General features: G+C 73.4%; 10 protein-coding genes. 7 read left to right on the forward strand and 3 right to left on the reverse strand.

What is annotated here, in order from left to right; all coding sequences use genetic code 11:
- Positions 1–232: 232 nt before the first annotated feature.
- Positions 233–454, reverse strand: a complete 222-nt coding sequence (locus tag POF43_RS22235; RefSeq protein ID WP_271318801.1) for an MbtH family protein — start codon at positions 452–454, stop codon at positions 233–235.
- A gap of 935 nt (positions 455–1,389) precedes the next feature.
- Between POF43_RS22235 and POF43_RS22240 the strand changes: the two genes are divergently transcribed.
- Positions 1,390–2,802, forward strand: a complete 1,413-nt coding sequence (locus tag POF43_RS22240) for an MFS transporter (RefSeq protein WP_271324958.1) — start codon at positions 1,390–1,392, stop codon at positions 2,800–2,802.
- A gap of 73 nt (positions 2,803–2,875) precedes the next feature.
- Here POF43_RS22240 and POF43_RS22245 read toward each other — a convergent pair whose 3' ends face one another.
- Positions 2,876–5,242 carry an MMPL family transporter gene (locus POF43_RS22245; RefSeq protein WP_271324959.1) on the reverse strand — a complete coding sequence of 789 codons (2,367 nt, stop codon included), beginning with the start codon at positions 5,240–5,242 and terminating at the stop codon, positions 2,876–2,878.
- A 188-nt stretch (positions 5,243–5,430) separates the two neighbouring features.
- On the opposite strand from POF43_RS22245, the gene POF43_RS22250 reads away from it, so the two are divergent.
- From POF43_RS22250 to POF43_RS22265, 4 genes are all read left to right on the forward strand, one after another.
- Positions 5,431–6,051, forward strand: a complete 621-nt coding sequence (locus POF43_RS22250; protein ID WP_271324960.1) for a TetR family transcriptional regulator — start codon at positions 5,431–5,433, stop codon at positions 6,049–6,051.
- Between the two features lie 668 nt (positions 6,052–6,719).
- Positions 6,720–8,369 (forward strand): phosphoglucomutase (alpha-D-glucose-1,6-bisphosphate-dependent), encoded by a 1,650-nt coding sequence (pgm, locus tag POF43_RS22255; RefSeq protein WP_271322753.1) that lies wholly within the window; start codon positions 6,720–6,722, stop codon positions 8,367–8,369.
- 260 nt (positions 8,370–8,629) lie between these two features.
- A complete protein-coding gene (locus tag POF43_RS22260; RefSeq protein ID WP_271322752.1) occupies positions 8,630–10,219 on the forward strand; it encodes a Na+/H+ antiporter in 1,590 nt (529 codons plus the stop codon).
- 467 nt (positions 10,220–10,686) lie between these two features.
- On the forward strand, positions 10,687–11,292 hold the full coding sequence (locus POF43_RS22265) for a ScbR family autoregulator-binding transcription factor (RefSeq protein ID WP_271314471.1): 606 nt from the start codon (positions 10,687–10,689) through the stop codon (positions 11,290–11,292).
- A 12-nt stretch (positions 11,293–11,304) separates the two neighbouring features.
- Here the strand turns inward: POF43_RS22265 and POF43_RS22270 are convergent, their stop codons facing one another.
- The gene (locus POF43_RS22270; RefSeq protein WP_271322751.1) at positions 11,305–11,640 is read right to left on the reverse strand and encodes an ArsR/SmtB family transcription factor; all 336 of its coding nucleotides are present in this window, start codon (positions 11,638–11,640) and stop codon (positions 11,305–11,307) included.
- A gap of 263 nt (positions 11,641–11,903) precedes the next feature.
- Here POF43_RS22270 and POF43_RS22275 point away from each other — a divergent pair, with 263 nt between their 5' ends.
- Positions 11,904–13,454, forward strand: coding sequence for a Re/Si-specific NAD(P)(+) transhydrogenase subunit alpha (locus POF43_RS22275; protein WP_271322750.1), 1,551 nt, complete (start codon positions 11,904–11,906; stop codon positions 13,452–13,454).
- A gap of 5 nt (positions 13,455–13,459) precedes the next feature.
- A complete protein-coding gene (gene pntB, locus POF43_RS22280) occupies positions 13,460–14,926 on the forward strand; it encodes a Re/Si-specific NAD(P)(+) transhydrogenase subunit beta (protein WP_271314473.1) in 1,467 nt (488 codons plus the stop codon).
- The last annotated feature ends 224 nt before the right edge of the window (positions 14,927–15,150 follow it).

Here is a 15,150-nt window from a genome sequence, read left to right on the forward strand (position 1 = left end):
GCTTCAGGGGGCCGCGAGCGGCTGCTGACCCGGTGATCGTCGCGGCGTCGTCACGGCGGCGTCGTCACGGCGGCGTCGTCCCGGCGTCATCGCGTCCACGGCCCGGGGGCCGTCGGGTCCGCGCCCCGGTGCCGTCGGGGCAGGCGGGCGGCTTCCCGTCAGGACGCGCCGACGGCCGCGCGCGTCACACCGGGGACCGCGTCACCGGGTCCGTCGCGTGGGGTTGAACGCGTTATCCGGTGACCTCGGCGGCCATGGCCTCGACCAGCCCGGCCGGCCGCATGTCGGTCCACACCGTCTCCACGAACTCCAGGCTCTCGGCCCGCGATCCCTCGCCCCGCGCCACCGTCCAGCCGCCCGGGACCGCGAGGGCGGCGGGCCACAGCGAGTACTGCTTCTCGTCGTTGACGAGGACCAGGAACGAAGACGATTCCTCGTCAAAGGGATTTGGCACTTCCACTCCTTCACGATGGCTTCACAAGTCCTCTACAGTAGCCAGAACGCCGGCCGCTGGGAAGACTTGACATGGCACTCCATTCCCCAAGGCCGTGCTACGGACGCGAAGACGCCCCCGCCGAGCGCACGCCCCGCCGATAAAAACGGCCGGGCCGCACGCGCCGCCGAGGCACTCGTCCCGGCCTACCCGGCTTCTTCTGAGCCATACGTCCGCACGGACGGAAATCCATCAGCCGAGGCAGCAGAGTGCCACTCGCCCTGCATTCGAAAAGATTGCCGACGACGCCTCCCAAGACACTGACCTGCCCATTCTGGAAATGCATGGTCCAGGTCACTGTGACAAAGGCATATGCACGGCGGCGCGCGCCGAACGAGCCCCGGCCGTCCCGTGACCGCTACCGGCCAGCCGGCGCACCCGCCTCCCCGTTCGCACACCCGGCCCCCCGACGCCCCCTCCGCCCCGGCCGCCCCACTGCGCCCCGCCCGTGCGCTCGTGCGCCCCCTCTGTCCCAGGTCATGACCGCCGTGACCGGACGACGACGCGAACGAAGGCCCCACCGGTGGCGGCGGAGCCGTTTCGCCCCGCCGCGGGACGGACGCCCGGTGCGGCCCGGCCCCCTCGCCGTCGGGCGCGGCGCCATGGTCGAACAAAGCGTTCGACCGTACGGCGGAACCGAAGAAACGCTCCTTCTGGCCCTGAAGCCGCGCCGAAGCCGCTGCGCGCCCACCGCGATATCCGCCCCGCCTTTCCGCGCGTCCGCCGGACGACAGCACGGCGGACGGAAAATCAAGGCCTCACTTGTGACGACGTTTTCCGGACTGCTAAGGTCGCCGCCATTTCGGCGCCGAGAAGCGCCGCTCACCCAAGAGCGACGAGGTACCCACCGTGCGGACGCAGGACGTTGACGGCGCGATAGCACAGGGAATGCATCCGTGACCGCGGAATCCCGGAAGTCCCGCCTCCCCCGGGATTTCCGGCTCTATTGGCTGGCGGGCGGGGTCGACCGGCTCGGCACCCAGATCTCCGGGCTGGCGCTCCCCCTGCTGCTGCTGGACACCGGCGCGTCGGCCGCGCGGGCCGGACTGGCGGTCACCATCGCCGGGATCGGAGGGCTGCTGGCCGGACCGTTCGCGGCGGTCCTCGCCGACGGACGTTCGCGGCGCCCGGTCATGCTCGGCTCGGCGCTGATCGCCGCCCTCGCGATGGGCGGCGCCACCGCGACGGTGCTCACCCACCACATCTCCCTGCCGCTCCTGGTGCTCGCCATGCTCGTGGAGCGCCTGGCCGCGTCCTGCTACCAGGCGGCGGCCGGCGGCAGCATCGTGCGCCTGGTGCCGGCCGACGCGTATCCGGGTGCGGTGGCCCGGCTCCAGGCGGGCGACCAGGCCGCGCTGGTCACCGGCCCCGGGCTCGCGGGCATCCTGCTCCAGTGCGCCCGCTGGCTGCCGTTCCTCGCCGACGCCGCGTCCTACCTGCTCGCGGCGGTGTGCGTCCGGCTGATCCGCACCGATCTGACGCCACCGGCCGGCGCCGCGGAACACGACGCCGGGGAGACCTTCCTCAGCCGGCTCGCCGCCGGTGTACGCCACGTGCGCGAGGTGCCGTTCCTGCGCTTCGCCCTGGTGTGGATCACCGGCGCCAACCTGCTGCTGATGCTGCTGTCGTACGAGGCGGTCTTCGCCATCCACCGCGCGAGCGGCAACACCCCGGTCGGGCTGATGCTCGCGGTGGCGGGCGCGGCCGGACTGATCGGCTCGCTGGCCGCCCCGGCGCTGGTCACCCGGGTGGGCGGCCGGGCCGTCGTCGTGGCGATCTCCTGGCTGACCGTCCCGGTGGCCGTCGCACTGGCTCCCGGCTCCCCGGTGTGGGTGCACGGCGCGCTGCTCGGCGCCGTCTCGCTGCTGATCCCGGCGGTGGTCGTGGTCGTCCACTCCCGCATGGTGCTCATCGTTCCGCAGCACCTCCAGTCACGGGTCACGTCGGTCTGGGCGACCGCGGCGGCCGTCGTGATGATGGCCGCCCCCGGCGCCGCCGGCACCCTCGCCGACACCATCGGCACCGGCACGACGGACCTGTCCTGCGCCGGCGCGCTGACCCTGCTCGCGCTCTACGCGACGCTGTCCAGGGCGCTGCGCGAGACGTCCCGCACGGCGGTGCCGGGCGCGGTGCCGGGCGCGGTGCCGACGCTGGACGAGGACGCGGTGCCGACGCCGGACGCGGACGCGGTGGTGAACGCGGGCGTCGAGCCGGCGCCGGACTCCGCGCCGGCGTCGGACGCGGACCCGGCGCCGATGCCGAGCGCGGTACCCGCGGCGGACGTTCCGGTGGAGGCCCGGCGGTCCTGATCGGGCCGCGCCCGTTCCCCAACGCCCCTGTGGATCACGGGCGTTGGGGAACGGGCGGTGCCACAGCCGGAGTTCAGACCTGGACGGACGTGTCGCGCTCCTGCGGAGTGGGGCCGGCGGTGGGGGCCGGAGCCGTGATCGCGGGCAGCCGTTCCCCCTCGATGTCGAGGTCGGGCAGGACGCGCCGGAGCCGGCGGGGCAGCCACCAGGCGGCGTCACCGACCAGGGCCAGCAGTGCCGGGACGAAGGTCATGCGGATGACGAAGGCGTCGATGAGCACGCCGAACGCGAGGGAGAAGGCGATCGGCTTGAAGACCGCGTCGGCGCCGGGCACGAATCCGCAGAACACCGCGAACATGATGAGGGCGGCGCCGGTGACCACCCGGGAGGCGTTGCGCATGCCGGCCAGGACGGCGGGGCGGGCCGCGTCGCCGCGCACGTGGGACTCGCGCATCCGGGAGACGAGGAAAACCTCGTAGTCCATGGCGAGGCCGAAGAGCACGGCCATCAGGATGATGGGCAGGAAGCTGACGACCGGGCCGGTGCGCCCGACGCCGATCACCCCGCCGAGCCAGCCCCACTGGAAGACCGCCACCACCGCGCCGAAGGTCGCCGCGACCGACAGCAGGAATCCCAGGCTCGCCTTGAGCGGGACCACGATCGAGCGGAAGACCACCAGGAGCAGCAGCAGCGACAGCCCCACCACGATCAGGGCGAACGGGACCAGGGATCCGGCGAGCCGGTCGGAGACGTCGATGTTGACGGCGGTGGAACCGGTGACGGCGACCTCGGCACCGGTCTGCCGCCGCCACTGCCCCGAGCGGTCGCGGATCGTCTGCACCAGGTGCTTGGTCGCGCCGTCCTCCGGTCCGGAACCGGGGATCACCTGGAAAAGGGTGATGCCGCCGCCAGCCGCGTGGACCGGCGCGGCGACGGCGACCACGTCCGGCAGGGCGCGCAGGTCCTGGTCGAGCCGGACGTCGGTCGCCGAAAGCCCGGCACCGGAAGCACGATCCCCCGCACCGGAGCCCGTACCACTGCTCGAACCCGTACCGCCGCCGGAGCCCGTACCGGAACCCTTACCGCTGTCCGCACCCGCACCCGCACCCGCACCGGAGCCGGAACCCGCACCCGTTCCCGTCGCCAGTACCAGCAGCGGGCCGTTGAAGCCGGGGCCGAAGTGGCGGTCGACGAGGTCGTACGCCTGGCGGGGCGAACTGCCCGCGGCGGCCGATCCGTTGTCGGGCAGGGCGAGCCGCAGGTCGCGGGCCGGGGCGGCGAGGGCCAGCATGCCGATGAGCACGGCGAGCAGGGTGACCAGCGGGCGCCGGGTGACCAGCCGGCCCCAGCGTTCGCCGCGCGAGGCGGCCGTTCCGGCACCGGCCGCGCCGGCCGCCGACGCCCGTTCGCGCCGCTCGGTACGCGAGCCCGGCCGGGGCCGCAGCCGTTCACCGGCGAAGCCCATCACGGCCGGCAGCAGGGTGACCGCCACGGCCACCGCCACCAGCACGGCACCGGCGGCGCCGAGGCCCATGACGGTCAGGAAGGGGATGCCGACGACGGACAGCCCGGCCAGCGCGATGACCACGGTGAGGCCGGCGAAGACCACCGCGCTGCCCGCGGTGCCGGTCGCCCGGGCCGCCGACTCCTCGACCGGCAGGCCGGCCGCCAGCTGGGAGCGGTGCCGGGACAGCACGAAGAGCGCGTAGTCGATGCCCACGGCGAGCCCGAGCATCGCGGCCAGGGTGGGAGCGGTGGAGGAGATGGTGACCACGCTGGTGAGCGCGAGCAGGGCGAGCAGGCTGACGGCCACGCCGGCCACCGCGGTCAGCAGGGGCAGACCGGCCGCGAACAGCGAGCCGAAGGTGACGGTCAGCACCACCAGGGCTATCGCGATACCGATGACCTCGTTGGTGTGACCGCCCTTCTGCGCCTGGTTGCCGTACGCGGCACCGCCGACCTCGACCGTCAGGCCGGCGTGCCGGGCGGCCGCGGTGGTGCCGGTCAGCGCGTCCAGGCTCGCCGGCTTCAGGCTCGTCCGGCTCACCGCGTACTGCACCTCGCCGATGGCCGCCCGCCGGTCCGGCGAGACCACCCGCGCCGCGACCGGGTCGACGACCCCCGCGACCTGCGGTGCCGACTTCGCCGCGGCCATGGTGGCGTCGATCGCGCCGGCGTACGGCCGCTCGGTCACCCGGTGGCCGGGCGGCGCGACGAAGACGATCTGGGCATTGGTGCCGGAGGAGGCCGGGAACGTCCTGGCCATCGAGTCGAGCGCCCGCTGCGACGGCGAACCGGGGATCGTGAACTGGTCGTCGGTGGAACCGCCGAAGGCGAACAGGCAGGCCGCCACCCCCGCCAGTACCGCCAGCCAGGCCGCGAGAACGGCCCTGCGATGCCGGAACGCGCCCCGGCCGAGCCGGAAGAGCAGGGAAGCCATGACGGGCAACTCCTTAGAACATCGACGGGCCGGACCGGGCGGCACCCCCGCCGCACCGGACGGACGGGCGCCGCGGGGACGACGGCCGCCCGCGGGCGGTCCGGCGCCGCCCACAAAAATGTCAGCACTGACACAATAGCAGCAACTGTCATGACTGACAGATTTCACCGGCGTGACAGGATGCGCGGGTGAGCTCAACTGATGTCGGACTGCGTGAGCAGAAGAAGGCGGCCACCCGCCAGGCCCTTCGGCAGGCGGCGCTCCGCCTGTTCACCGAGAACGGCTACGAACGGACCACCGTCCGGGACATCGCGTCGGCCGCGGGCGTGACGGAGCGGACCTTCTTCCGCTACTTCCCCTCGAAGGAGGACCTGGTCTACGGCGAGCTCCTCGACCTGGTGCCGCTGGTGCAGCGGGAGATCGCCGAACGCCCGGCGCACGAGCCCCCGTTGACCGCGGTGCTGGAGGCACTGCTGGCGACGGCCAAGCAGCGCAGCCCGGGGCTGGCGGTCTTCCTGATCTCGCAGCCGGAGCGGTTCGTCGCCAGCCCCTCGCGGCCCGCCCGGCCCGTGCTGTTCGACTTCGAGCACAGCATCGCCGAAGCCCTGCACCACCGGCTGACCGCCCCGGGCGGCACCGGCGCCCCGGACGGCCGGGCCGCCTTCCACGCCGCCGTGTGGGCCAGGGCGTCGGTCGCCGCGATCCGCAGCGCCCTGATCGCCCACACCGACCACGACTTCGACGGCCCCGGCGGCGCGAAACTCACCGGCCTGCTGCGCGAGGCGTTCGCCGTCCTGGAGTCCGGCTGACGGTCCCGCGCGCGTACGGCGGCAGGCGGCGCGGCGGGCGACCGGAAGGCGCGGCGCGGCGTTCGGCGGAGCCTGGGCCGCGTCCGCGCAAAGTGTCAGCTGCGACATCTGTGAGCCGGGACACGTACGACGTCGGTAGGTACGGCGTCGGTAGGTACAGCACCGGCACGTCCGACGCCGGTACGTAGGGCACCGGCGGCATCGAAGCCGGCGGGGAGGCGGGGAGGGGGTCGACGTCGACCGTCACGCGGCGCCGAAGCCCGCCGGGGTCCGCGCGGTCGTGGCGAACGCCGGTGGCGGTGAGGTCCGGGGCCGATGATCCCGCGGAGGCACTGAACGCGGAGGTCTCAAGACCGAAGCCGCCGGGGTCCGCGCACTCGTGGGCGACCGGGCCGGCGGATCAGGCCGCCACGCACCGGCGGAGGCGTCCGTACCCCGCCCGCGATGCCCACGCCGAGGGCGCGGTGGACCCCCGACAGCCCCCATCCCCCGGCGCCCCCAACACCCCCAGCGGCCGTCGAACCGTGCGGGGCCCGCGACTTGCCGCGGACGGGCGGTCCGCGGAGGCGCGGGGCGGGCGGGCGCGGAGCCGGCCACGTGTCGCGACTACCGTGCCCGGGGGCCGTCGGTGACGATAGGACCGACAACCATACGTGGAGGAGCGCGAGATGCCGCACGAACGAGCGGGACAGCCGGCCGGGCCGGAGGATCTGGCCGACGTCGCCCGGCTGGTGACCGCCTACTACGCCCTGCACCCCGACCCGGCCGAACCGTCCCAGCGGGTGGCCTTCGGCACCTCGGGACACCGCGGTTCGTCGCTGGACACGGCGTTCAACGAGGACCACATCATCGCGACCAGCCAGGCGATCTGCGACTACCGGCGGGCCCGGGGCACCGACGGTCCGCTCTTCCTCGGCATCGACACCCACGCGCTGTCGGAGCCGGCCCGGGTCAGCGCCCTGGAGGTCTTCGCCGCCAACGACGTGACCGTGCTGATCGACAGCGCCGACGGCTACACCCCGACGCCGGCCGTCTCGCACGCCATCCTGACCCACAACCGCGGCCGCGACTCGGGCCTGGCGGACGGCGTGGTGGTGACCCCGTCGCACAACCCGCCCACCGACGGCGGCTTCAAGTACAACCCGCCGAACGGCGGCCCGGCGGACTCCACGGTGACCTCCTGGATCCAGGACCGCGCCAACGAGCTGATCGGCGCCGGCCTCAAGGCCGTCCGGCGGGTCACGTACACCCGCGCGCTGGCGGCGGAGACCACCGGCCGGTACGACTTCCTGGGCCGCTACGTCGACGACCTGCCGAACGTGATCGACCTGGAGGCGGTCCGAGCCGCCGGAGTGCGGATCGGCGCCGACCCGATGGGCGGCGCGTCGGTGGCGTACTGGGGGCGGATCGCCGAGGCCCACCGGCTCGACCTGACCGTGGTCAACCCGCTGGCCGACCCCACCTGGCGTTTCATGACGCTGGACTGGGACGGCAAGATCCGGATGGACTGCTCGTCGCCCTACGCGATGGCCTCGCTGATCGCCCGGCGCGACAGCTTCCAGGTCGCCACCGGCAACGACGCCGACTCCGACCGGCACGGCATCGTCACCCCGGACGCCGGTCTGATGAACCCCAACCACTACCTCGCGGTGGCCATCTCCTACCTCTACACGCACCGCGACCGCTGGCCGGGCACCGCCGGGATCGGCAAGACCCTGGTCTCGTCGGGGATGATCGACCGGGTGGCGGCCGGTCTCGGGCGGGAACTCGTCGAGGTGCCGGTCGGCTTCAAGTGGTTCGTCGACGGCCTGGTGACCGGCTCGATCGGGTTCGGCGGCGAGGAGTCGGCGGGCGCGTCGTTCCTGCGCCGGGACGGTTCGGTGTGGACGACCGACAAGGACGGCATCATCCTGGCGCTGCTCGCCTCGGAGATCACCGCGGTGACCGGCCGTTCCCCCTCCGAGCACTACGCGGCGCTCACCGAACGCTTCGGCGAACCGGCCTACGCCCGGATCGACGAGGCCGCCTCCCGGGAGCAGAAGGCCGTGCTGGCCAAGCTCTCCCCCGAGCAGGTCACCGCCGACACCCTGGCCGGCGAGCCGGTCACCGCGGTGCTGACCGAGGCCCCCGCCAACGGCGCCCCGATCGGCGGCATCAAGGTCTCCACCGAACACGCCTGGTTCGCCGCCCGCCCCTCCGGCACCGAGGACGTCTACAAGATCTACGCCGAGTCCTTCCTCGGCCCCGACCACCTCACCCGCGTCCAGGACGAGGCCAGGGAGGTGGTCAACGGCGCGCTGGCCACCGCCGACCACTGACCCGCCGCCCGGCCCCCGGCCGAACCCGCACCGGGACCGCCACCACCGGGACCGCCGCCGTGGGGCATCACCGTCGGGACCGCCGCCGGCTCCGGCACCGCCGGGACCGTCACCGCCGCCGGCTCCGGCACCGCCGCCACCGGTGACGGTGCCGGTCCGGACGCGGTCCCGGCGGCGCCCCGGTGCCGGTCACGGGGACCCACCGGTGCCGTGACCGTGTCGGCGGGAACGGCGGCCGGGGGCCGGATAGCGTGCCGGGCATGGAAGGGCTCGTACTGATCGTGGTCATCGGCGCCACGATCCTCGCCGGCGGTGCGATCGCCGGACGGCTGCGGATCGCCGAGCCGCTCCTGCTGCTGGTGCTGGGCGCCGCTCTCGGGTTCGCCCCGCGGCTGAGCGGCGTCGTGCTGCCGCCGGACGTGGTGCTGCTGCTCTTCCTGCCCGCGCTGCTGTACTGGGAGTCGCTGAACATCTCGCTGCGCGAGATCCGCAGCAATCTGCGGGCCATCAGCTTCCTCGCGGTCGGCCTGGTCTTCGCCACGTCGTTCGTCGTCGCGCTGATCGGCGAGGCGTTCGGGCTGTCGTGGCCGGTGGCCCTCGTGCTCGGCGCCGTCCTCGCGCCGACCGACGCGACCGCCGTCGCCTCGGTCGTGGGACGGCTGCCGCGCAGGACGCTGACGATCCTGCGCACCGAGAGCCTGATCAACGACGGCACGGCGCTGGTGCTGTACTCGATCGCGGTGGCGGACGCGGTCTCCGGCTCCCCGATCCGGCCCGGCAGCGCGGCGCTGCGGTTCGTCCTGTCCTACGGCGTCGGAGCCGCCATCGGTCTCGCGGTCGGCTTCGCGGCGGTCGGGGTGCGCCGTCTGCTGCGCGGGGACCGGCTGCTGAACAGCACCCTCAGCGCGCTGACGCCCTACGTCGCGTACCTGCCGGCCTTCGCGGCCGGCGTCTCGGGCGTGGTCGCGGTCGTCACCTGCGGGGTGACGCTGAGCCAGCTCGGGCCGAAGGTGATCACCGCGAGCATGCGGGCCCAGTCGTTCGGCTTCTGGCAGCTGACCACGTACCTGCTGAACGGGGCGCTGTTCGTGCTGATCGGCCTCGAACTGCACCATGTGGCGGGCGGCCTCGGCTCCGGCTGGGCGCGGACGGTCGGCCTCGGGCTGCTGTGCGCCGCCGCGGTGATCGGGGTCCGGCTGGCGTGGAACAACACGACGCCGTACCTGATCCGGATGCTGGACCGCCGCCCGTCCCAGCGGCTGCGGCGGCAGGGCTTCCGCGAGCGCCTCCCGCTGGGGTGGGCCGGGTTCCGCGGCGCGATCTCGCTGGCGGCCGCCCTCGCGCTGCCGGTGCGGGCGGCCGACGGGCGGATCATCGAGGGCCGCAGCGTCGTCATCGCGGTGACCTTCACCGTCATCCTGGTCACGCTGGTCGTGCAGGGCCTCACGATGCCCGCCGTCGTGCGGTGGGCCGACCTGCCGCGCGACCCGCGGGAGCTGGACGAGGAACTCCTCGCGGAGCAGGCCACCCTGGAGTCGGTCCTGGAGGCCCTGCCCGGCACGGCGGCCCGGATCGGTTCGCCGGACTCCGCGGTCGAGGCCCTGCGGGGGGCCTACGAGCGGATGCTGGGCCGCATCCACCGCGAGGAGGGCAGCCCGCAGCTCGCCCGGCGGGACGAGACCGCGTTCGACCAGGAGTCCGCCCTGCGCCTGGCCCTGCTCCCGGTGAAGCGCGAGGCCCTCTTCGCCCTGCGCGACCAGGGACTCATCGACGACGTCGTCCTGCGCCGCGTCCAGGCCCGCCTCGACCTCGACGAGCTGCGGCTGTCCGACACCGTCGAGCAGGAGTGACGCGGAGGGCCCCGGGGGTTCCGCGGGAGCGCGATGAGGCCGCCAATGGTCCGGACCAAGCCCGCGCACCGGCGCCACCCCGGGGCCGGCCGGGCGAAAAGCCGACCGGTCCGGGAACCGCGCCGCGTCGTGCGGCGACCGGCCCCGGCGCCGGAGGAATCCTCAACTTGTGTGTCTCAAAGGCTAGTTGAGACGCCCCGACCGACGAGAGAATCCGAGCCCGGTGATCCGGGGCCCGCTCGGCGGTGCGGGGCCCGCGCGGAACCCTCCCCGGCATCGCAGGACCGTCCGCCCCAGCCCCTACCCTTGGGGGGATCAGACGGAGGTACGTCGACGCGGATGCCGACGGTGCGCGGTGGGCGGCGCGACGGTTCCCGCGGGTGGGCGGCGCCGGGAGCCGCGCCCGGGGGCGCCGGCCGCACGGAGTCCGCCGGCACCGGAGCCGGCACATCAAAGGGAGAACGAGCATGGCGCAGACCCGCGCCGTCAGGACACGGGCCACCATCGTGAGAGCCGCCGGAGAGCTGTTCGGTGAGCGCGGCTACCACGGTGCCAGCACCACCGACATCCTGGAACGCTGCGGGCTGACCCGGGGGGCGCTCTACTTCCACTTCCCGTCGAAGGAGGCGATCGCGGACGCGGTCGTCGACCACCAGGCGCAGGCGCTGTCGGCCCCGGAACGCGAATCGCCGCTCCAGGCCACCATCGCCCTCACCTTCGCCTACGCCGACAGTCTGCTGCGCGACCCGGTGATGCGCGGCGCGGTGCGGCTCGCCGTCGAGCAGGGCACGTACCGCAAACCGGACGCGGCGCCCTACGAGGGCCCCCAGGAGGCCGTGCTGGGCCTGTTCCTCCAGGCCGAGGCGCGCGGCGAGCTGCTCACCACCGCCGACCCGCACGCCATCGCCCGGCTGATGGTCGCCGCCTTCACCGGCGTCCAGCTGGTCTCCGACGCGCTGACCGGCCGCGGCGACCTGATGGAACGTCTCACCGACCTGTGGCGCTACCTGCTGCCCGGCATCGCCAACCCCGGGCTGCTGCCCCACCTGCGCGTCCCGGACCTCGACAGCTGAACGCCGCCCGCCTCAGCGGGCGCCGGCCCGCTCCCGGGCGCCCTGGCGCACCAGGTCCAGCAGACCGGGGAAGCGGGCGTCCAGCTCCTCCTTACGCAGGACGACCTCGCACCGGTTGCCGTGGTCGCGCTGGATGACCAGCCCCGCGTCGCTCATGACCCGCAGGTGATGGGTGAGGGAGGACCGGCTCAACGGCAGGTTGAAGGACGCGCAGTTCCCGGCCGTCCAGTCGTCCCGCGTCAGCAGGCTCTCCACGATCCGGGCGCGGGCGGGATGGGCGAGGGCACTGAAGACGGCGGCCATCCCGATCGCGTTCAGGTCCGGGTGACGACTACGCGGCTCGGCCATGTCCCACCTCTCACGGTACGTATCACACCTTATCCCAGCCTTATCCCAGGTTGAACGCCGCACATAGGTAAGGACTTCCCCATACCTACGCATTGACTGTGAACTTCGGCCGGCACTACGCTCGCGTGCGAACGTGGACGTAATCGCCCAACCCCGGCCAGGATGGAACCGCCGGGTGTGCCGTGCGCCCCGCCGGCCGCACCGCCGCGACGCGTCCTCCCCGGCCCCGCCGGACCGCGTTTCCTCCCGAGAGAGGCAGCCGCATGAACGCACCAGGACCGCAGACGCTGGGCGTGCCCGCCGAGTCCGCCCCGGGGGAGACCCGGGTGGCCGCGACGCCGGAGACCGTACGGCGGCTGATCGCGCTGGGGTACGAGGTCGTCGTGGAGACCGGGGCGGGCACCGCGTCCGGCTTCACCGACGACGCGTACACCGCCGCCGGCGCCCGGTTGGGCGACGCCTGGACGAGTGACGTCGTGCTGAAGGTCAACGCGCCGGCCGGCCACGAGATCGAGCGGCTGGCCGACGGCGCGACCCTGGTCGGCCTGCTGGCCCCCGCCTTCAACCCGGACCTGGTCGACGCCCTCGCGGCGCGGCCGGTGACCGCGCTGTCGATGGACGCGGTGCCGCGGATCTCGCGGGCGCAGTCGCTGGACGTCCTCAGTTCGATGGCCAACATCGCCGGGTACCGGGCGGTGATCGAGGCGGCGCACGTCTTCGGCCGGTTCTTCGCCGGCCAGGTCACCGCGGCCGGCAAGGTGCCGCCCGCCAAGGTGCTGGTGGCCGGTGCCGGGGTCGCCGGGCTGGCCGCCATCGGTGCGGCCGGCAGCCTGGGCGCGATCGTGCGGGCCACCGACCCGCGCCCGGAGGTGGCCGAGCAGGTGCGGTCGCTGGGCGGGGAGTTCCTGGCCGTCGAGGTGGCCCAGGAGGCGAGCACCGACGGGTACGCCAGGGCGACCTCCGAGGACTACGACCGGCGGGCCGCGCAGATCTACTCCGAGCAGGCCGCCGACGTCGACGTCATCATCACCACCGCGCTGATCCCCGGCCGTCCGGCGCCGCGGCTGATCACCGCCGAGGACGTCGCCGCGATGCGGCCCGGCAGTGTGATCGTCGACATGGCGGCCGCCCAGGGCGGCAACGTGGCGGGCACGGTGGCCGGCAAGGCCGTGGTCACCGGCAACGGCGTCACCATCATCGGGTACACCGACCTGCCGGGCCGGCTGCCCGCCCAGGCCTCCCAGCTGTACGGCACCAACGTGGTCAACCTGATGAAGCTGCTGACGCCGGGCAAGGACGGGCAACTGGTCCTCGATCTCGACGACGTCGTGCAGCGGGCGATGACGGTGGTCCACGACGGCGCGAAGACCTGGCCGCCGCCACCGGTGCAGGTCTCCGCCGCACCGGCGCCGCCCACCGCGCCGGCGGCGGCCCCGGCCGCGCCCGCCGCGGCAAAACGGCTCCCGCCGGGCGCGGCCAAGTACCTGGTGACCGGCTGCGCGGCGGTGGCGCTGTTCGTGCTCACCGCGTTCTCGCCGAGCCAGCTGATCGGCAACTTCACCGTCTTCTTCCTCGCGATCGTCATCGGGTACTACGTCATCGGCAAGGTGCACCACGCGCTGCACACCCCGCTGATGTCGGTCACCAACGCCATCTCCGGCGTGGTCGTGGTGGGCGCGCTGCTCCAGATCGGCCGGGCCGGGGCCGCGGTCACCGTGCTGGCGTTCGCCGCGATCCTGCTGGCGAGCATCAACATCTTCGGCGGATTCGCCGTCACCCGCCGGATGCTCGGCATGTTCTCGTCGAGGGGCTGACCGCCATGACCGCAACCACCGCCTCCCAGGCCGCGTACATCGTCGCCGCCCTGCTGTTCATCCTCAGCCTGGCCGGCCTGTCGAAGCACGAGACGTCCCGGTCGGGCATCGTCTTCGGCATCGCCGGCATGGTCATCGCCCTGGCCGCCACCATCGGGCTGGCCGTGCGGAGCATCACCGCCACCGGCGTCGTACTGCTGGTCGCCGCCATGGTGATCGGCGCGGTGATCGGCCTGCGGCGGGCCCGCCGGGTCGAGATGACCGGCATGCCCGAACTGATCGCGCTGCTGCACAGCTTCGTCGGCCTGGCCGCCGTCCTGGTCGGCTGGAACGGCTACCTCGACGTCGAGGCCAGGGGCGGCGCGCAGACCGCGGTGCTCGGCTCGCTGCTGCGCATCCACCACGCCGAGGTCTTCATCGGGGTGTTCATCGGCGCGGTGACCTTCACCGGTTCGATCATCGCGTACCTGAAGCTGTCGGCGCGCATCCCGTCCAAGCCGCTCACCCTGCCCGGCAAGAACGCCGTCAACCTCGGCGCGCTGGCGGCCTTCGTGGTGCTGACGGCGCTGTTCGTGATCCACCCCGACCTGGGCCTGCTCATCGCGGTCACCGTGGTGGCGCTGGCCCTGGGCCTGCACCTGGTGGCCTCGATCGGCGGCGGCGACATGCCCGTCGTGGTCTCCATGCTCAACAGCTACTCCGGCTGGGCCGCGGCGGCCTCCGGCTTCCTGCTGAACAACACGCTGCTGATCGTCACCGGCGCGCTGGTGGGCTCCTCCGGCGCCTACCTGTCCTACATCATGTGCCAGGCGATGAACCGCTCGTTCCTGTCGGTCATCGCGGGCGGCTTCGGCATCGAGGCGGCGTCCGGCGACACCACGGACTACGGCGAGCACCGCGAGATCAGCGCCGAGGACACCGCCGAACTGCTGGCCGGCGCGGAGTCGGTGGTCATCACGCCCGGGTACGGCATGGCGGTCGCCCAGGCGCAGTACCCGGTCGCCGAACTCACCCGCGCGCTGCGGGCCCGCGGCGTCGACGTACGGTTCGGCATCCACCCGGTGGCCGGCCGACTCCCCGGTCACATGAACGTACTGCTGGCCGAGGCGAAGGTGCCGTACGACATCGTCCTGGAGATGGACGAGATCAACGACGACTTCCCGCGCACCTCGGTCGTGCTGGTCATCGGCGCCAACGACACCGTCAACCCGTCGGCCGCCGAGGACCCGGGCAGCCCGATCGCCGGTATGCCGGTGCTGCGGGTGTGGGACGCGGCCGACGTCGTCGTCTTCAAGCGGTCCATGGCCCCCGGCTACGCCGGCGTGCAGAACCCGCTGTTCTTCCGGGACAACACCCGCATGCTGTTCGGCGACGCGAAACAGCGGGTCGAGGACATCCTGCGGGCCCTGGGACCGGCCGGCGCACCGGGCGACGGCGCCGAACGGCGGTCGCTGCGCGCTCCGGCGGGCTGACCGGCACGGGCGGGAAAAGTGCCCCCCGGCCGGGGACGCCGGGGGCGCTCCCGGCGTAACGTACGGGCGTGTACGGAGGGGTGGAGCGGGGTTTCCGGGAACGCACGCCGACGCGGCGCCGGACGATCCCCCGCGTCGCCCGGCAGCCCAAAAGCACGTTCGTGTGACCATCGCACTTTGTTCGTCGTCGCAGGTCAGAGGCGATATCGGATGGGCATAGATCC

The sequence above is a fragment of the Streptantibioticus silvisoli genome, from assembly GCF_027947535.2.
Taxonomy (GTDB): Bacteria; Actinomycetota; Actinomycetes; order Streptomycetales; family Streptomycetaceae; genus Streptantibioticus_C; species Streptantibioticus_C silvisoli.